We start from the raw sequence: 18,174 nt of genomic DNA on the forward strand, positions 1-18,174 counted from the left end.
GCGACCCGCTGGCGGGGCGTTCGCGGCCTGTGCTTACCTGACGCCGTGACCGTCCGGCGGCGCCGCCGCACCGCCGGTACGGCGGGCACCCCGGCCGCGCAGACCCGCCGGCGGTGCCGTCTTCCCGCCCTCCCGCGTCCGAGCGACGGCTCCGCCGTGCCCGCGGCGCGCCCGCGACCCCGTACAGGAGCAGCATGTCCGAGCAGATCCCCGAGGCCGTTCCCGGCTGGTCGTTCGAGACCCGGCAGATCCACGCGGGCGCGCAGCCCGATCCGGCGACCGGGGCGCGGGCGGTGCCGATCTACCAGACCACCTCGTTCGCCTTCCGGGACACCGCGCACGCCGCCGACCTGTTCGCGCTCGCCGAGCCGGGCAACATCTACACCCGCATCCACAACCCGACCACGGACGTGCTGGAGCAGCGCCTGGCGTCGCTGGAGGGCGGCGTGGCGGCGGTCGCGCTGGCCTCCGGGCAGGCCGCCGAGACGCTGGCGCTGCTGACGGTGGCCCAGGCGGGCGACCACCTGGTGTCCTCGGCGTCGCTGTACGGCGGCACGTACAACCTGCTGCGCCACACGCTGCCCCGGTTCGGCATCGAGGTGAGCTTCGTCGAGGACCCGGACGACCTGGAGGCGTGGCGGGCGGCGGTCCGCCCGAACACCAAGGCGCTGTTCGCGGAGTCGCTGGGCAACCCGCGCGGCAACGTGCTGGACGTGCGCGGGGTCGCGGACGTCGCGCACGCCGCCGGGGTGCCGCTGGTCGTCGACAACACCGTGCCGACCCCGTACCTGCTGCGGCCGCTGGAGCACGGCGCGGACGTCGTGGTGCACTCGGCCACCAAGTTCCTCGGCGGGCACGGCACCACCATCGGCGGCGTGGTCGTGGACGGCGGCGGCTTCGACTTCGGCGCCCGCCCCGAGCGCTTCCCCGGCTTCAACGAGCCCGACCCGAGCTACCACGGCCTGCGCTTCTGGGACGCCCTCGGCCCGGGCGCGTTCGCCGCCAAGCTGCGGGTCCAGCTGCTGCGCGACCTCGGGCCCGCGCTCTCCCCGCACTCGGCGTTCCTGCTGCTGCAGGGCGTGGAGACGCTGTCGCTGCGGCTGGAGCGGCACACCGCGAACGCCCTGGAGCTGGCCCGCTGGCTGGAGCAGCGCGACGAGGTGTCGGTCGTCCACTACCCGGGGCTGCCCTCCAGCCGCTGGTACGGGGCGGCCCGGCGCTACCTGCCGCGCGGCGCGGGCGCGGTGCTCTCCTTCGAGCTCCGCGACGGCGTCGAGGCGGGGCGGCGGTTCGTGGACGGGCTGGAGCTGTTCAGCCACCTCGCCAACATCGGGGACGTGCGCAGCCTGGTGATCCACCCGGCGTCCACCACCCACAGCCAGCTGGACGCCGAGCAGCTGGTGGCCACCGGGACGGCGCCGGGCCTGGTGCGCCTGTCGGTCGGCCTGGAGAGCGTCACGGACCTGCGGGCCGACCTGGAGGCGGGTTTCCGCGCGGCGAAGGGCGCGGCGTCCTGAACGGCCCGCCGCAGCTCGCCGGCCCGCCGCCCTCCGGGGCCTGGCGGGACGGCGATCCGGTCGGCGGGCGGCGCTGGTTCGCGCTGCCCGGACCGCTCGCCCTGGAGGCGGGCGGCACCCTGCCGGGGACCCGGCTGGCGTACCAGACCTGGGGCACGCCGCACCCCGACGGCTCCAACGCGGTGCTGGTGCTGCACGCCCTGACCGGTGACAGCCACCTCACCGGGCCGGCCGGACCGGGGCACCGGACGGCCGGCTGGTGGACGGAACTGGTCGGGCCGGGGCGGGCGCTGGACACCGACCGCTGGTTCGTGGTCGCGCCGAACGTGCTCGGCGGCTGCCAGGGCTCCACCGGCCCGGCCGCCACCGCACCGGACGGGCGGGCCTGGGGCAGCCGGTTCCCGTTCCTCACCCAGCGCGACCAGGTCGCCGCCGAGGTGCGGCTCGCCGACGCCCTGGGCATCGGGCGCTGGGCGCTGGTGGTCGGCGGGTCGATGGGCGGGATGCGCGCGCTGGAGTGGGCGGTGACGCACCCGGGGCGGGTCGGGGCGCTGCTGGTGCTGGCCACCGCGGCGGCGGCCTCCGCCGAGCAGATCGCGCACGCCTCCGCGCAGGTGCACGCGATCCGCGCGGACCCGGGGTGGCACGGCGGCGACTACCACCACCTGCCGCCCGGCGGCGGCCCGCACCGCGGCCTGGGCCTGGCCCGGCGCCTCGCCCAGATCACCTACCGCAGCGAGCCCGAGCTGGCCGCCCGCTTCGGCCGGGACCCGCAGTCCGGCGAACACCCCTGGCGGGGCGGGCGGTTCGCCGTCGAGTCGTACCTGGACCACCACGCCGCCAAGCTCGTCCACCGCTTCGACGCGGGCAGCTACGTGGTCCTCAACGAGGCCATGAACGCCCACGACCTCGGGCGCGGCCGGGGCGGCACCGCGGCGGCGCTGCGCCGGGCCGCCGTCCCGGCGCTGGTCGCCGCGGTCGACTCCGACCGGCTGTACCCGCCCGTCCAGCAGGCCGAACTGGCCGCGCTGCTGCCGGACGCCGACGCGCTGCGGACGATCTCCTCGCCGCACGGCCACGACGGGTTCCTGCTGGAGACCGGGCAGGTGGCGCCGCTGTTCGCCGAACTGCTGCCGGCCGTGCGGCGCTGACGGGCCGCTGCCGCGTTGCTTCCGGGAGGCCGCCCGGGTCAGGCCGCCCGGGTCGGGGCGCTCGGGTCAGGCCGCCCGGGTCGGGGCGCTCGGGTCGGGCCGCCCGGGCGCTCAGGCGATCGAGGCGGCCACGATCGCCGCGGCGGCCAGGTTGCAGCTGGCCGACACCCACACCGCCGGGTGCGGCTCGGTGGAGACCAGGACCGTGCCGAGCCGCCCGGGGGTGAGCAGGTCCAGCAGCCAGAACGCGAGCGCCATCAGCAGCAGGCCGAGCACGCCGAAGCAGAGCGTGGACAGCAGGCCCTTGCCGAAGTCGTCGTAGGTGTACCGGATCGCGGTGTAGACGATGCCGCCGACGCCGAGCAGCGCGGAGCTGAGCAGCACGGCCGCGTTGCGGTTGCCCTCGGCCCAGATCAGCCGACCGAGCTTGCCGGGCGTCAGCAGGTCGATCAGCAGGTAGCCGAGCAGCAGCAGGACCAGGCCCACCAGGCCGTAGACGGCGGCCGCGCCGAGGCCGTGGAGTATGTCGTTCATCTGCGGGGGCTCCCCGGAGGTCGGGCGCCCGTGCGGGCCGCCTCGTGGTCAAGGATCGGCAAAAGATATCCCACGGACGGCCCAGGGCACTGGCGTCCCGTCAGTTTCCGGGGGCACCTCCCCCGCCGTCCGGCGGCCCGCGTACGATGATCCGCCATGACACCGCCGCCGCCTCCCCCCGCCGCCGGACCGGACCGGCCGACCCCCGGTGCCCGCCGCCGCTCCGGCTTCGTCGCCCTGGGGATGGTCGGCACCCTCGCCCTGACGCTGTCCGGCTGCTCCTCGTCGAGCAAGACCCCCAGCCGCTGCGTCGACCCGGGCACCCTCAAGGTCCTCGACGCGCACTCCTGTTCGGCGGGCGGCTCGGGCGCGGGCCAGTGGTACTACTGCGGCTCCGGCACCACCACCGCGAGCGGCGGCACCTTCAGCAAGTCGGCCGCCAAGCGCGGCGGCTTCGGCTGCCCCAAGGGCAGCAGCAGCGGCTCGGGCGGGGGCTGATCCGGATGCGCCGCCGCACCATCGCCCCGCGCCCCGGCTGGCTGGCCACCGTCGAGTCCCAGGGCCTCGTGTACGCGATGTGCTCCGACCCGTGCAACCAGGGCGGCCCGCACGCCTACTGGGACGAGAGCGCCTACTACGAGTTCTCGCTGCCCGAGGTGGAGGCCCTGGAGGAGGTCGTCGAGGAACTCCACGAGCTCTCCCTCACCGCCGCCGAGCACGTGGTGCGCACCGGCCGCTTCGCCGACTTCGGCATCACCGACCCGCGCCTGGCCGCCGTCGTCGCCGAGTCCTGGCGCCGCCGCGACGAACAGCCCAGCGTGTACGGCCGTTTCGACCTCGCCTACGACGGCACCGGCCCGGCCAAGCTCTTCGAGTACAACGCCGACACCCCGACCTCGCTGATCGAGGCCGCCGGACCGCAGTGGTTCTGGCTGGAGGAGCGCTTCCCCGAAGCCGACCAATGGAACTCCCTGCACGAGCGGCTGATCGAGTCGTGGTCCCGCCAGAAGCACCTCCTGCCGCCCGGCCCCGTCCACTTCGCCCACTCCCGCGGCGACACCGAGGGCGAGGACTGGCTCACCACCCTCTACCTGCAGGAGTGCGCCGAACAGGCCGGACTGCGGACCGTCGGCATCGCCATGGAGGACATCGGCTGGGACGAACTGTCCGGCCGCTTCGTCGACCTGGAGCACCGCTTCATCCGCTCCGCGTTCAAGCTCTACCCGTGGGAGTGGCTGGTCGACGACGAGTTCGCCGACCACCTGCTGGACGTCATCGACCTCGGCGGCAGCACCGGCTCCACGCTGTGGATCGAGCCCGCCTGGAAGATGCTGCTCTCCAACAAGGCCCTGCTGGCCGTGCTGTGGGAGCTCAACCCCGGCCACCCCAACCTGCTGCCCGCCTACCTCGACGGCCCGCGCGAACTCGCCGCCCCCGACGGCCCCGGCTACGCCGCCAAGCCGCTGCTCGGCCGGGAGGGCGCCGGCATCCGCATCGTCGAACCCGACGGCAGCCAGACCCGGCTCGCCGACTGGGCCGGCGACCCGGACCGCTACGGCGCCGAAGGCTACTGCTACCAGCAGTACCACCCGCTCCCCGACTTCGACGGCAACCGCCCCGTCCTCGGCACCTGGGTCGTCGACGGCGAATCCGCCGGCCTCGGCATCCGCGAGACGGACGACAGCCCCATCACCCACCAGGGCGCCCGCTTCCTCCCCCACCTGATCCGCTGAGCCCACCCGCATCCGTCCCGCCTGACGGACCGTCAGGGGTCGCCTTGCCCTCCGCCCTCTCCCCCATCCTCACCTGTCTGACGTACCGGGACGGCTGCCGCGCGAACGCTGCGCCGGAATCCGCAGAGCCGCGGCTCCCCCGACCGCCGGCGACCAGCGCCGAGCGGGCACCCCGCTCCCGGCCGTCTCGCTCCCAACAACCGTCGGCAGCGGATGACGGGGGGTGATCCGCGCCAGGAAGGCCAGCCGGGCCCGGCTGGTCTGCCGCTCCACCGCTCCCCGGCAACGAGCCCGCCTGGCGGCCGACACGTCCGGGACGGTGAAGTGCTCGGCGGCGTAACGACGGAAGAGTTCACGGCGGGTCATCGAAACCTCCTGGGCAGCCGGGGGTCGGCTGGCAGCCGTCATCGGGAACACCCCAAGCAAAGCGCCACCCCCGCGGGCCGAACAATGCGTACCCCCTACCCAACATCCGCCCCGAACCCTGGGTATCCCCCACCCCCGACCGGCCGCTACCCGACCTTCGCCCGCCGCGATGGATACCGCCGCGCATTGATCACCGCACTGAACCCCCGGTCAGCCGGCACTCGTTCCCCTCCCACCCCCGTCCGGAGGTCCGGATGACCCCGCGCGAACGCTTCCGCCTGTACACCAGCGAACGCTTCACCCACCCTCCCCACCCCGCGACGCCTCCCCACGGTCGACCTCCCGCTCTGGCTGGTCACCGCGCCCACCACCGGCCCCGCCGGCACCTGCGGCGAGCAGACCTTCGCCGTCCGCGCCCTCACCCACGTCGAGGTCCTCGCCGCAGCCGCCACCGCACGCGCCGCTCGACCGCCACTCCGCCGCGAACCGGTGGGCCCACCCCGGCCGGATGCCCACCCGGCAGCACCGAGGACATCCGGCCCCACCCCGCAGCTCTCCGCCCCTCCGCGCCCCCGGCCCCGGCCGTACTCCCCGCCGAGCGCCCGTCCACCATCCGCCCCTCCACTCGAACTCAGCTCTCGGTCTCCGCCAGCGCCTCCGCCACGTCCTTCCGGCCCACGCCCAACTTCCTCAGCACGCCGGCCACGTGGTGCTCCACCGTGCGCGGCGACAGGAACAGCACCTGGGCGATGTCCTGGTTGCTGACCCCCTGCCCGACCAGCTCCGCGACCTGCCGCTCACGCGGCGAGAGCGCCTCGCCGTAGCCGCGCCGCCCGGGCGAGGCCATCCGCCCGAGCCCGAGGTCCCGCCGGACGTGCTGGCAACGGGCCGCGTCGGAGGCCGCTCCGAGGGTGGTGTACGTGGCTTCGGCGGCGGCCAACCGCTCGGCCGCGGTCTGCGGGTCGCGCTCCGCGAGTGCCCGGGCCAGCCGCTCCTCCGCCCTGGCGACCTCGTAGGGGCGGCCGATGCTCCGCCAGGCGTCCCGGGCCCGGCGGTAGGACTCGATCGCACCGCCCGGGTCCGTCCCCTCCAGCAGGACGCCCCGGGCCAGGGCCAGCCCCGCGTGGGCGGCGGGCGCGTCCGTCCTGCCGATCGCCTCCGCCGCCTCCTCGACCAGGTGCCGGGCCGCGCCTTCGTCGCCGACGCCCCGTACGACCTCCACGGCGATCGGCAGCAGTTCTCCGGCCCGGGCCCACGCCCCGGCCTGGCGCAGGATCGCCACCGCCGGCGTCAGCAACGCGGCGGCCGTCTCCGCCCCTCGTTCCACCAGTTCCACCGCTCCCAGACCGGCGGCGGCCCTGATCGCCGTGGTGACCTGTGACTCCCGCTCCCCGTACCCGGCGGCGGACTCGAACTCGGCCCGGGCGACCGCCAGCCCACCCCGCGAGGCGGCCATCCGACCGAACAGCAGGGCGCGTTCGACCCGGGCCATCGCCACGTCCGGGTACTCGGTGCCGAGCGCCTCGAACCGCTCCTCCAAGCCCTGCCAGCGCCCGGCCAGGCCGTCGAGGCGCAGCAGGGCGATCCGGCTGTAGCACTCCAGGTAGGAGATCGCGGCCTGCCGGGCCAGGGCGCGGCTCTCGGCGAGCAGCCGTCCGGCCCGCCGGTCGTGGCCGGTCTCCAGCGCGATTTCGCCGACGTTGAACAGGGCCCTGGTGGTCTGCCGGACGAGCTCCGGGCTGGAGGCGCCGCGCGGCAGCCGGTCGAGTTCGGGCCACAGCCCGGGGTCGCCCTCGCGGGCCTGGAAGGTGAGCCTGGTGGCGCGGTAGGCGGCGGCGACCTCCTCGTCGGGCTCGCTCTCCAGCGCGGCGGCGGCCTTGGCCATCCGTTCCCGGACGGCCGCGCCCGCGCCGTCGCGTTCGTCCGTCGCGAGCGCGACCAAGGCCCGGGCGGCGCGGGCCGGCCGTTCGGCGATGAGCTCGTCGGCGGCCTGTTCGACCAGGACGAACCCGGCCCGGTCGCCGCCCTGGACGGCCACCCGCAGGCCCAGGGTGAGCCGGACCTCACCGCGGTCGGCCACCGGCAGCCGGGGGTCCGCGATGATGTCGGCCAGCACCTCGGTACCGGCCTCGTCGTAGGCGGCGTTCGCGGCCAGGCCGGCCAGCACCCGGGCGGCCCGCCCGCGGCGCTCCGGCGCGAGGTCGGTCTCGGCGAGCAGCTCGCGCAGCAGTGCGCCCGCCACTGCGGTGCGGCCCTGCTCCGCGGCCTGTTCGGCCGCCGCCTCGGCGGCCTGCTGCCAGGCGGCCCGGTCGCCGAGCGCGCGGGTGTGCGCGGCGATCCGGGCGAGTGGCCGCGGTTGCCCGGCGCGCAGCGACTCGATGGCCCGGCGGTGGAGCGCGGAGCGCGTCGGGCCCGGTATCCGCCGGTACGCCACCTGCCGGGCGGGCTCCCGGCGGAACGCGTACCTGGCCGGGGCGGGCTCGCCCAGCACCGCTGCGTGCAGGGCCTCCACCAGCCCGGCGGAGACCTGCTCGGTGGGCAGCGCGGAGACCTCGGCGATCAGCTCCTCCCCGGCCGGCTCGTCCAGCACGGCAACCGCCTCCACCACCGCACGCGCCTCCGGACCGAGCCCTGCCAGTCGCTCGACCACCGCGTCCCGCAGGCTGCGCGGCAGGTCCGCCCCGGCCAGGAGGGCTACGGGGTCCGTCCGCCGATCGTCCTCGCGCAGCACCGCCAGGTCCTCGACGATCGCCGCCGGAAGCCCACCGGAGCGTCGGTGCAGCAAGGCCGCCACCGCGGGCACGCTCCCGGCGACGGGACCGCCACCGGCGGCCGAACCGGTCCCGCCCCTGGCACCGAGCGCGGCACGGGCCAGCTCCAGGACCTCCGCCTCGTCCAGGAGCTCGACCCTGAGCAGCCCGCCGGAGACCCCGGGCGGGCAGCGGTAGGCCGCTCCCAGCACGGACGCTCCGTCCGGCAGCTCCTCCGGCCGGTAGGTCACCACCAGCGACAGGCCGGGGTGCGGGTCCCTGGCCAGCAGCAGCAACAGCTCTCTGGTCGCCCGGTCGGCCCACTGCGCGTCCTCGACCAGCAGCACCACCTCGCCCAGCGCCCCGAGCAGCGCCCGCAGGCCCTGTGCCAGCCGGTACCGCTCGCCGGCTTCCGGCCCGGCGGTGTCCGTCGGCAGCAGGTCGGCCAGGTCCGGCAGCCAGGCCCGGAGCGCACCGGCGCTCGGCGGTACTCCGGCGGTCTCCACCAAGGCCGGGCGGGTGTGCCGGAACGCGTCCAGCAACGGCCCGTAGGGCGGTGGCTCGGCCGCTGGGTGGCACCGTGCGGTCAGCACCCGTTTCCCCGGGATCCCGGCCTCCGCCAGCGCCCGCTCGACCAGCGCGGTTTTCCCGACCCCCGCGTCGCCCTCCACCAGCATCACCGCCGACGCAGCGCGCAACACCCCGACCAACCGCGCCACCTCACGCCGTCGCCCGACGAAGCTCGGCGCTCCCCCGCCGTACCTCATCTCCGCCCGCCCCCTCCGCACGCCCGGCCCGACCGCACGAGCCGACGAGAGCACGTACGTTCCGTACGCCCCATCGTGCCGTGCCGCCCGCACCCCCCGGCCACCGACCGCCGACGCACCACCCTCGGCTGCCTCCTCACCGCAACCCTTCCTTCCCACCTCCTCTCGCACCTGAAATCCCTCCACCGCACCCACCTGCCTGCTCACCGGCCCCGACCCCCGGCTCACCGCTCTGGGCCACGGCCCGGCGCCCCTCCCCGTCCTGCTTTCCTCCCGGTACTTCCGCTCCACGGGAACGCACCTGCTGCCGCGCCCCCGGCCAGGCAACTTCCCTGTTGACAGCCGTTCCACCTGCTCCCGCCGGCCCCACGGAGAACACCCGTCCCGGCTCCTGCCCCGAGCGCTTCGGCACCGCGCCGTGTTGCGGGCCGGGTGACTCCCTGGCGAGCATGAAGAAACTGCGTGCGACCTCACCCCGAGCGACGAGGACAGGTGCTGTCATGACCGACTGGGACGCCCAGGACCCGGAACCCGCCGAGGACGACGGCGTTCTCGAACCTGCCGACTCCCTGCTCACGGACCGGCTGGACGACGACCCGCTCGACACTGGAGTCATCCCGCCGGACGGCTACCACGGGGCCACCTCGTACGGCACCACGCCCGAGGAGGCCGAGCGCGGCGAGTCCCTGGATCAGCTGCTGTCCGAGGAGGAGCCCGACGACAGCCCCGAGGCGGTCGACGACCGTTGGGCCGACGGGCCCTCGCCCCGGTCCGGCCGCTTGGTCGAGGACGGCATCGACACCGAGGGCACCGACGTCGGACCGGACGCCGGGGCCGCCAGTGCGGAAGAGGCCGCCGTGCACCTGGTGTACCCGGACGAGGACGCCGAGGCCGAGTTCGACGACGCCGAGCCCGACGAGCCGCTGCGTGAGGCGGTCAGGTTCACCGTGCTCGACGACCTGGCCGATCGCGTCCCCGACGACGACTACCGCTGAGCCGCCCCTCCGGTTCCGCCGGGTCCCCGGTCTCAACCACTCACCCCCACCTCCAGGTCGGCCACCAGCAGTCGGGGTCCACTCTCGTCGGCCTCCGCCATCACGGTCCCGTCCGGTGCCCACACGGCGCTGCCCCCGCAGCCCGTCCACGGTCCGGCGGGGCCGACGTGGTTGGCGAGCACCACGTACATTCCGGTGGCCTTCGCTATCACCGGATGAAGGGCTCGGCGTTCCTCACGTCCCCCTCCGGTGCCGTACAGCGAACTCGCCAGATGCACCTGGCAGCCGAGGGCTGCGTTCCGCGAGGGCACTTCGGGGAAGTGGTTGTCGAAGCACGTCCCCAACGAGTAGCCGATGCCGTCCAGCCGGAAGCGGCCGCCCCCACTTCCGGCCTCGAACACCTCCTGTTCGTTCTCGTACAGATGCTCCTTCGCGTACACCTCCACCACGGAGCCGTCCTGGGCGTACACGGTGCTGGTGATCCGTGGTCGGCCTCCCGGTCCTGCCGCAGCCCCGTTGACCACCAGCGTGATCCCCGCTTCACGCAGCGGGTCGAGACGCACGTCCTCCGCCTCGGTCCACAGCGTCCGGTCCGCACCGATCAGCTCGGGCTCGTACCCGGTGAGCGCCAGCTCCGGACAGACCATCACCACGCTGCCCGCCTCCCGCGCCTCCCGCGCCAGACCGGCGATCCGCCGCACGTTGGCCACCACGTCACCCGCCACGCACTCGAACTGGGCCGCTGCCACCCGTACCCGCACCAACTGGCTCCTTCCCATCACATCGCTTGCTTGGACGCTACCGCCTACGCTCCGGTCCGTTTCCTTCGCGGGGTCTGTCCAATGAACGGTGTAACTCGGATGGGTTGAGTTAGCGGCGGCCGATGGAGAGTCGGCCGTCGAAGGCGATCTCGAAGGCGTTCAGGGCGGCCTTCCAGCGGGTTGTCCAGCGTTTGCGGCCGGCCCCGGTCGGGTCGAGCGACATGATCGCCATGTAGACGCACTTCAGGGCCGCCTGCTCGTTCGGGAAGTGCCCGCGCGAGCGGACGGCCTTGCGGATCCGGGCGTTCACCGACTCGATCGCGTTCGTGGTGCAGATGACCCGGCGGACCTCGGCGTCGAAGCTCAGGAAGGGCACGAACTCGGGCCAGGCGTTCTCCCAGAGCCGCACGATCGCCGGATACTTCCTGCCCCATGCCTCGGTGAACTCCACGAACCGCTCGAGTGCGGCGTCTTCGGTCGGCGCCGTGTAGACGGGCTTGAGCGCCTTGGAGATCTTGTCCCAGTCCTGCCGGGCCGCGTAGCGGAACGAGGCCCGGATCAGGTGGACGATGCAGGTCTGGGTGACGGCCTGCGGCCAGACCGCGGCGATGGCGTCCGGCAGGCCCTTGAGGCCGTCGCAGACGACCATGCAGACGTCCGCGACGCCGCGGTTCTTGATCTCGGTCAGCACGTGCAGCCAGTACTTGGCACCCTCGCCGCCGTCACCGGCCCAGAGCCCGAGGATCTCGCGGGTGCCCTCGACCGTGACCGCGAGGGCAACGTAGATCGGCCGGTTGGCGACCTGGCCGTCGCGGAGCTTCACGTGCACGCAGTCGATGAACACCACCGGATAGACCGGGTCGAGGGGCCGGTTCTGCCACTCGGTCATGCCCTCGATCACCTGGTCGGTGATGGTGGAGATGGTCTGCTTCGACACCTCCGCGCCGTAGACGTCGGCCAGGTGCGCGGAGACCTCACCGTGCGTCAGGCCGCGGGCCGACAGCGACAGCACCATCTCGTCGACGCCGGACAGGCGCCGCTGCCGCTCGCGAACCAGTTGCGGCTCGAACGAGCCCTCCCTGTCCCGGGGGACGTCGATCTCGACCGGGCCGACCTCGGTCAGCACGGTCTTCGACCGGACGCCGTTGCGCGAGTTCCCGCTGCCGGCCCCGGCCGGGTCGTGCTTCTCGTAGCCGAGGTGGTACGTCATCTCGCCTTCGAGCGCGGACTCCAGGAGCTTCTTCGTCAACTGCTGGAGCAGGCCTCCGGCGCCGGTGAGCTGCAGCCCGCTCGCGCGGGCCCGGTCGACCAACTGCCCGATCAACTGGTCGTCCAAGGCGTCCGACTGCAACTCCACCGGCCGCACGGCCTCCACGGCCTCGGCCGAGACGATCACGTCTGTCATCAGGTGCTATTTCCTTGATTGGGAGTTACACCGTTCTTTTTACAGACCCCCTTCGCGGTCCCGGTCGTCAGCTGAACCACCTTCCGCCCTTCAGTAGCCTTCAAGGAAAAACCCGGCAGATGCGGAGAAACAGGTAGTGAGCACCTTGTCTCAGCCCCTTCGAACCGCATCGTTGAGCGCCCGGCGCTGATCGATTCGGTACGATCGCTCGCAAAGGGCGGAGGTGTCCGGTGGACTTCGATAGGCGCATCCTCGTGCCGGTCGGTCCGGATGCCCGGCGCTGGCGCACCTTCGACAGCGAGCGCACTGCAGCGGTCGCGGCCCGAACGGTGACCTCCCTCGTTCCCGTAGTGCCGCAGCCGGTTTCAACCCTCCCGGCCACGACGGCGGGGCGTCACCGGCGAAGCACCAGGAAGCGTGCGCTGAACCAGAGCCCGACGAGTCCGAGGACGTTGCCCGCAGCTGTCAGCTTCGACAGGTCCCCGGCGCGTACGGGCCCGGGTATGAGGAACGCGGCGGCCAGCATCGCCGCGAAGTAGACGACGTTCAGCAGGAAGGCCACCCCCGCTCGACCGATCTGCTCCAGGTAGCTGAGCAGCGCGAGCGTTCCGCCGAAGAGCACCAGGGTGGGGCCGACCCAGGCGAAGTAGTCGGCGGTGACGGAGGCCGCGGCCCGATCCGTGGTCAGCGCCCGGGCGATCGGTTCCCGCAGCAGGAGTACCGCCGCCCCGAGCAGGAGGTACGGAGGGGTCGCCAGCCGCAAGGCGGTGACCAGGCCCGTGTGGTTGAGACTTCGCCGGTTCTCGGCGGGCCGCAAGGTCACGGCGATGGCCGCACCGGAGCCGGCGGCCATCGCGATCACCATCAGCAGTCCGACGGCCGTCTGCCCGAGGGCGAATCCCGCGACCTCGGTCGGCCCGGCCCCGCGCAGCACCCGCAGGTAGCCGAAGGTCACGATGGACAGCAGCAGGAACGTGCCCGCCACCGGGGCGCCCAGGCCCAGGAGTTCACGTATCGCACCCCGGTCGAGGGCCAGCACGGGCCAGGCCACCCGCCTCCGCCGCAGGACGCGTACGACGGCCGTCCCGACGATCACGATGGCGGGCAGGCCCCCGATCGGCACCGCAAGTACGCCGAGGCCCGTGACCGCGCGGAGCGCGACCATGCCGACGATGGACAGCACGGTGAACAGCACCCCCAACCAGGCGGCCGGACCGGTGTGGCCCAGACCGCGTAGAACTCCGGTACCGAGGTAGGGAATCAGCCCGACCACTCCGGTCAGAGCGACGGCGACGACGAAGACCAGCACCTCGTGCCGGGCGCCGGGCGCGACCCCGAGAGCGGACAGGAAGGGGCCCGAAGCCGCCACCGCGGTGAGGGCTTGCAGTATCAGCAGGCCCGCGCCGATGGTGAAGAACGTCGGTATGGACTTGAGCGAGTTCCGTTCTCTGCCGTTCCGAGCAGCGATGCCCGCAGAGACCTGGGCCGCCACCACGAGCCCTTCGGTCACCGCCAGCACGAGGTAACCGACCGGGGTGTACACCGAGCGGACGTAGAGCGCCTCCGGGTCCAGGCACCCCAGGAAGGCCACCGTCCAGGCCTGCAGCACCAGCCCCGCTACCAACCCGAGCAGGACGGATGCGGCGCACCGCGCGGCTGAGACGTTCAGCGACGCCGGCAGGGGCTGTTGTTTCTCGATGGTGGTCGTGGACTCCCCCGCCATGCTTCCCCCTCATGGTCATGCCGACAGCCCTCCACCGGGCGTCGGCGGTATCGACGCGACCGACCGTAGTGAGAGATTTTTATGAATTCAAGGAATTAACCTCCCCAGTCCATTCGGATTTAGTCTGAAAAATCCGGTGCCCGGCAGGGCGGGGAGCGCCGACAGCAAGGCGGCGCACCGCTCACATCCGGATGCCGGCCCTACACGCCGCTCGGCCGAAGCGGGGTGCTGCACCACCACGACGCCACCCCGCCACCCCGCCACAGCGACGCTGCCTCCCGGAAGGCCGCGGCTGGCCGCGCCCGCCACTGGCGAACTCCCATTCAGCACACCACCCGTTGGGGGCACTCACCGGCGTGTCCCGGTGTCCCGTTCCGATCGAGTGCGTTGTGCTGTACGGCGTCCTTCGGCCCTGTTCGGCCGCCCGCCCAGTCCCGCATGTCCTCTGGAGGTATCCATGTCCACCACCGCCGTCTTCACCGTCGAAGGAATGAGCTGCGGCCACTGCGAGCGAACCGTCACCGCCGGATTGACCGCGCTGAACGGCGTCACCAACGTCACCGCCGACGCGAAGTCCGGCCAGGTGACGATCGAATCCGCCGAACCCCTCCAGGACGACCAGATTCGCTCCGTCGTCACCGACGCCGGTTTCGCCCTGGTCGACCGAGTCTGATCCACCGGCCGGGCACCCGCCCCGGAAAGCCCCACCCTCCTTCGATCCCGCCGCGTTCCTGCCCTGCGCCTCGCAGGAGCGCGGCGCTTTCTTCGCCTGAATCCACTTACCACCGCTAGGGCCGGATCAATCCATCTCCGGGGTGCACGTCTCCGAGGCGCAGCAGACATCACCACTGAAGGTCCGAACGACCTCCGTCTCCCGCCTGCGCCCACCCCGCATCAGCCCGATTCCTCGCTTTCCGAGCAGTCCACCGATCCGACCGGTCTCTCCACTCGGTGCTGCGGTCCGAGGAATCTCTCCCTCGAATAATAATTTGCAGGCGATCTGCCGACCCTCCTACTCTTGGGCACAGCTGACGGCGGATCAGATCCCGCCGTTGGTTCTCCCGGCGTTCGCTCGTCCGGGCGCCGAGGTCTCGCAGTGCCGCTCTTAGAAGGGGGTCCCGCAATGGTTCCGATAATCCGCGACCGTTCCGCGGCGCTCCCGATCGCTGTTCCACCCCGCCGGTCCGTTCTCGCGTAGCAGTTGCGGCGGATCGCCACGATCGGGTTCAGCGTCTCCCACCCCTTCCTGGAGGTACTGTGATCTTCCGTCCGATCGTTCCGCAGGAACTCAACGCCGTACTGGCTCAGATCCGGCCCGATCCTTCCACCTCGCTCTCCGCAGAGATGGTGCGCGCGCGGTTGGCAAGCGGCGAGTACCGTCCCGACTGGATCTGGGTGGCGGAGCCTGACCCCGGCCGGGCACCGCTGGCCGTCGCCATCTGGTGGGGCGCTCCCACCGACGTCCATCCGAGCAATCTGGATGCGTTGTTCGCCCGGTCCGATCCGGCCTGGCCCTCCATCGATCCGCGCAGGCGAACGCCCTGGGTCCCCAGTCCGACCGTGGATCCACGCAGTGCGGTCGCCGCCGCGCTGCTGACCGCCGCCCATCAGGTGTTCGCCGCAGACGGGCTGATACCCGCGCCCGACTACCACCTCTTCCTGCCGCCCGACTGGCGCGATCACCCCGAGGTAGCCGCTTCGGTGGCGTGGCGTCGCTACGCGGCCGAGGCCGCAGGATTGCGCCTCGCCGCCGAACGGCTCCGCTTCGAACGCGAGACCGATCGCCCCGTCCCCTCCCTGTCCAGTCGGCTGTTCTTCACGTCCGAGCCCGACGACGAAGTCTTCGTCGACCTGTTCCGCCGGGTCCTGCCGAGCAGTCTGGACGCGATGTGCGCCCGGGAGGCTCTCCTGATCGGTTCAGAAGCACACGCCAGGAACGAGGTCGCGTTCTACCGCTGGGAGATGTACGGCAAGCGTTCCTGGTGGCGAATAGCCAGGACATCAACGGGGCAGGTGGCCGGTTTCGCCATCCCCTCGCACAACTCCTTCGTGCCGGTGGTGGGTTACCTCGGAGTCCTGCCCGAATTCCGAGGACGGGGCTTCGCTGCCGAGATCATCGCCGAGATCACCCGGATCCTGGCCGCCGAAAGCCATGCCGAGGTGGTCCGCGCCGAAACCAGCCTCTCCAATCACCCGGTGGTCGCCGCTCTCGAACTGGTCGGCTACCGCAACCGCAATCGCCGGCTGGTCCTCTCCGCCGTCTGACCGGCCACCCGCCCGTGTCGGCAGCACCATCGACCGACCGCCCAGCGGCCCGGCGCTTCCACTGCCGGCCCGCGGTCCGCCCAGGGCCGAAAGGCACCTGCCGTCCCGTCACCGAAAGGAGCGCCTCCCATCAGGTACGACTTCCAGCACAGTGCTCCGCCACGCCGCCGTTCCGGCTCAGCCCAGCGAGAAGGCTCCGTTGGGAGGGGGCGGCGAATCCTCGGCCGTCGCGTCCGTGACCGGCTCTGCCGCTTGCTCCGGCGTTTCCGTGAGCCGGGCGGGGAACGGGTCCGCGGCGAGCAGCCGGGTCAGCTCCCCGGTGGGGAGCGGCACATCGGAGCCGACCAGCAAGACGTTCCCGTAGCGCCGACCCCTCAACACCGCGGGCTCGGCCGCCAGGCAGACGTGGGCGAAGACGGCCGCGACCGTGGCGGCCTGGGCCTTGGCGAAGGCGAGCGGTGGGCCGTCCGCCAGGTTCGCCGCGTAGCAGCCCCCTGGCCGGAGCACGGCGGCAGCCAGCCGTACGAACTCGACGCTGGTGAGGTGAGCCGGCGTCCGCGAGCCGCGGAACACGTCGGCCACCACCACGTCGACACTGGCGGGCGCCACGGACCCGAGCGCGGCCCTGGCGTCGCCGACCGTCACCTCGATACCGGACGGCCAAGGAAGGTGCTCGGCGATGAACTCGGTCAGTGGGCCGTCCAGTTCGACCACCTGCTGGCGCGAGCCGGGACGGGTCCGCGCCAGGTAACGGGGCAGGGTGAGCCCGCCGCCGCCCAGGTGCAGGGCGGCCAACGGTTCCCCGGGGTCCGCGACCACGTCCAGCAGGTGCGCGATCCGCTGCACGTACTCGAACTCGAGGTGTGTCGGGTCCTGGAGGTCGACGTACGACTGCGGGGTGCCGTCGAGGGTGAGCAGCCAGCCGCCTTCGACGTCGACGTCGGGAATCAGCTTGGCGGTGCCGAGCGCCACCTCCCGCTCCGCCGGCCGCGGATCCGCCCCGTCGGCGCTGATGCCGCTCATCGGCCGGGCCTCCGGGAAGTGACGGGGCGAAGAACGATCGACGAAGGGGCAACCATGCGGGCAGCTTAGGCCCCACCAGGGCAGTCTTCCCAAACGAAGGATCCTACCGACCGGTATGGTCGCGGGAGTGGTACCGCCCGGGGTGGTCCCGGGCGGCACGGCAGAGCAGGAAGTGGACGTGGCTGGCGTGGAGTTCCGTGAAGACATCCTGGGCGCCCCGTACGAGGCGGCGGAGCTCCCGCTGCTCCCCGACGGGGAGGGCGAGGTCAGTGCCACCCTGGTCCGTCGGCTGGTCGAGGGGTCCCGCCAAGCGGTGCTGTACCTGCACGGCTACACCGACTACTTCTTCCAGACCCACCTCGCGGACCACTTCACGGCGGCCGGCTTCTCCTTCTACGCGTTGGACCTGCGCAAGTACGGCAGGTCGCTCCGCCCGCACCACTCGCCCAACTTCGTGACGGACCTCGCGGCCTACGACGAGGAGGTGGACGAGGCGGTCCGGATCATCCGGGAGCTCGACGGCCACACCCGGCTCCTGGTGAACGGGCACTCGACCGGCGGGCTGGTGGCAGCCCTGTGGGCGGCCCGGCGGTTCGGCCACGGGGTGGTCGACGGCCTGTTCCTCAACAGTCCCTTCCTGTCGATGCCCGCCGCCCCGGCCGTACGGACCCTCGGCGCCCCCGCGCTCGAAGCCATCGGTCGGACCGCCCCCACCCGGAAGCTGCCCGCCCCGCTCAACCCGCACTACGTCCACAGCCTCCACCTGAGCCACCGGGGCAGTTGGGAGTTCGATCTCGCCCTGAAGCCCGCCGAGGGTTTTCCACTGTTCGCCGGCTGGCTGGCCGCGATCCAGCGCGGCCAACGGAAGGTGCGCCAAGGGCTCTCGATCGACTGTCCGGTCCTGCTGATGGCATCCACCGCCTCCACCGTCACCAACCGGTGGGACCCGGCGCTGATGCGCACCGACGCGGTCCTGCGCGCCGACGACATCGCCGCACTCGCACCGCGTCTGGGGCGGCACGTCACCACCATCCGGATCGAAGGCGGCATGCACGACCTGGTCCTGTCGGCCGATCAGGTCCGGGCCGAAGTCTTCGCCGAGTTGGACCGCTGGATGGCCGCCTACTTCCCCGCCCCCTGACCGTCCGGCCGAATCGGAGGACCCGACGCAGCCACGGACCGGA

14 protein-coding genes are annotated in these 18,174 nt (G+C 72.7%); 8 read left to right on the forward strand and 6 right to left on the reverse strand.

The features are described 5' to 3' along the window. Nucleotides 1–194 precede the first annotated feature (194 nt). Both K353_RS00800 and K353_RS00805 read left to right on the forward strand, forming a co-directional pair. Nucleotides 195–1,517, forward strand: coding sequence for a bifunctional o-acetylhomoserine/o-acetylserine sulfhydrylase (locus tag K353_RS00800; RefSeq protein WP_111551584.1), 1,323 nt, complete (start codon nucleotides 195–197; stop codon nucleotides 1,515–1,517). Further along, entirely contained in the window at nucleotides 1,514–2,668 is a 1,155-nt protein-coding gene (locus K353_RS00805) for a homoserine O-acetyltransferase (protein WP_111551833.1), read from the forward strand. Before K353_RS00800 ends, K353_RS00805 begins: the two co-directional genes overlap by 4 nt. Before the next feature lie 111 nt (nucleotides 2,669–2,779). Here the strand turns inward: K353_RS00805 and K353_RS00810 are convergent, their stop codons facing one another. Next, a complete protein-coding gene (locus K353_RS00810; RefSeq protein WP_111551585.1) occupies nucleotides 2,780–3,202 on the reverse strand; it encodes a DUF350 domain-containing protein in 423 nt (140 codons plus the stop codon). 156 nt (nucleotides 3,203–3,358) lie between these two features. On the opposite strand from K353_RS00810, the gene K353_RS00815 reads away from it, so the two are divergent. Next, nucleotides 3,359–3,700: a hypothetical protein gene (locus tag K353_RS00815; RefSeq protein WP_111551586.1), complete on the forward strand. Its 342-nt coding sequence runs from the start codon at nucleotides 3,359–3,361 to the stop codon at nucleotides 3,698–3,700. A 5-nt stretch (nucleotides 3,701–3,705) separates the two neighbouring features. After that, entirely contained in the window at nucleotides 3,706–4,935 is a 1,230-nt protein-coding gene (locus K353_RS00820) for a glutathionylspermidine synthase family protein (protein ID WP_111551587.1), read from the forward strand. 997 nt (nucleotides 4,936–5,932) lie between these two features. Here K353_RS00820 and K353_RS00825 read toward each other — a convergent pair. Beyond that, on the reverse strand, nucleotides 5,933–8,818 hold the full coding sequence (locus tag K353_RS00825) for a LuxR family transcriptional regulator (RefSeq protein ID WP_111551588.1): 2,886 nt from the start codon (nucleotides 8,816–8,818) through the stop codon (nucleotides 5,933–5,935). A 500-nt stretch (nucleotides 8,819–9,318) separates the two neighbouring features. Here K353_RS00825 and K353_RS00830 point away from each other — a divergent pair, with 500 nt between their 5' ends. After that, a complete protein-coding gene (locus K353_RS00830) occupies nucleotides 9,319–9,813 on the forward strand; it encodes a DUF5709 domain-containing protein (protein ID WP_111551589.1) in 495 nt (164 codons plus the stop codon). A gap of 32 nt (nucleotides 9,814–9,845) precedes the next feature. Here the strand turns inward: K353_RS00830 and K353_RS00835 are convergent, their stop codons facing one another. From K353_RS00835 to K353_RS00845, 3 genes are all read right to left on the reverse strand, one after another. Next, complete coding sequence (locus K353_RS00835; protein ID WP_370447533.1) at nucleotides 9,846–10,574, reverse strand: carbon-nitrogen hydrolase family protein; 729 nt, start codon at nucleotides 10,572–10,574, stop codon at nucleotides 9,846–9,848. A 109-nt stretch (nucleotides 10,575–10,683) separates the two neighbouring features. Further along, on the reverse strand, nucleotides 10,684–11,970 hold the full coding sequence (locus K353_RS00840; protein ID WP_370447544.1) for an IS256 family transposase: 1,287 nt from the start codon (nucleotides 11,968–11,970) through the stop codon (nucleotides 10,684–10,686). Between the two features lie 403 nt (nucleotides 11,971–12,373). Next, on the reverse strand, nucleotides 12,374–13,702 hold the full coding sequence (locus K353_RS00845) for an MATE family efflux transporter (protein WP_111551591.1): 1,329 nt from the start codon (nucleotides 13,700–13,702) through the stop codon (nucleotides 12,374–12,376). A gap of 457 nt (nucleotides 13,703–14,159) precedes the next feature. Here K353_RS00845 and K353_RS00850 point away from each other — a divergent pair, with 457 nt between their 5' ends. Both K353_RS00850 and K353_RS00855 read left to right on the forward strand, forming a co-directional pair. Beyond that, the gene (locus tag K353_RS00850; RefSeq protein WP_111551592.1) at nucleotides 14,160–14,375 is read left to right on the forward strand and encodes a heavy-metal-associated domain-containing protein; all 216 of its coding nucleotides are present in this window, start codon (nucleotides 14,160–14,162) and stop codon (nucleotides 14,373–14,375) included. A gap of 584 nt (nucleotides 14,376–14,959) precedes the next feature. Next, entirely contained in the window at nucleotides 14,960–15,967 is a 1,008-nt protein-coding gene (locus tag K353_RS00855; RefSeq protein WP_111551593.1) for a GNAT family N-acetyltransferase, read from the forward strand. Between the two features lie 177 nt (nucleotides 15,968–16,144). Here K353_RS00855 and K353_RS00860 read toward each other — a convergent pair whose 3' ends face one another. Next, entirely contained in the window at nucleotides 16,145–16,990 is an 846-nt protein-coding gene (locus K353_RS00860; RefSeq protein WP_111551594.1) for a spermidine synthase, read from the reverse strand. A gap of 187 nt (nucleotides 16,991–17,177) precedes the next feature. Between K353_RS00860 and K353_RS00865 the strand changes: the two genes are divergently transcribed. Further along, nucleotides 17,178–18,131 (forward strand): alpha/beta hydrolase, encoded by a 954-nt coding sequence (locus K353_RS00865; RefSeq protein ID WP_233533276.1) that lies wholly within the window; start codon nucleotides 17,178–17,180, stop codon nucleotides 18,129–18,131. Nucleotides 18,132–18,174 lie beyond the last annotated feature (43 nt).

The sequence above is a fragment of the Kitasatospora sp. SolWspMP-SS2h genome, assembly GCF_003259315.1.
GTDB classification, from domain to species: Bacteria; Actinomycetota; Actinomycetes; order Streptomycetales; family Streptomycetaceae; genus Kitasatospora; species Kitasatospora fiedleri.

Bases quoted from the DNA above. Each gene is read 5' to 3' on its own strand.
- K353_RS00800 (WP_111551584.1), top strand. From the start codon at position 195: ATGTCCGAGCAGATCCCCGAGGCCGTTCCCGGCTGGTCGTTCGAGACC.
- K353_RS00810 (WP_111551585.1), bottom strand. From the start codon at position 3,202: ATGAACGACATACTCCACGGCCTCGGCGCGGCCGCCGTCTACGGCCTG.
- K353_RS00815 (WP_111551586.1), top strand. From the start codon at position 3,359: ATGACACCGCCGCCGCCTCCCCCCGCCGCCGGACCGGACCGGCCGACC.
- K353_RS00820 (WP_111551587.1), top strand. From the start codon at position 3,706: ATGCGCCGCCGCACCATCGCCCCGCGCCCCGGCTGGCTGGCCACCGTC.
- K353_RS00825 (WP_111551588.1), bottom strand. From the start codon at position 8,818: ATGAGGTACGGCGGGGGAGCGCCGAGCTTCGTCGGGCGACGGCGTGAG.
- K353_RS00830 (WP_111551589.1), top strand. From the start codon at position 9,319: ATGACCGACTGGGACGCCCAGGACCCGGAACCCGCCGAGGACGACGGC.
- K353_RS00845 (WP_111551591.1), bottom strand. From the start codon at position 13,702: ATGGCGGGGGAGTCCACGACCACCATCGAGAAACAACAGCCCCTGCCG.
- K353_RS00850 (WP_111551592.1), top strand. From the start codon at position 14,160: ATGTCCACCACCGCCGTCTTCACCGTCGAAGGAATGAGCTGCGGCCAC.
- K353_RS00860 (WP_111551594.1), bottom strand. From the start codon at position 16,990: ATGAGCGGCATCAGCGCCGACGGGGCGGATCCGCGGCCGGCGGAGCGG.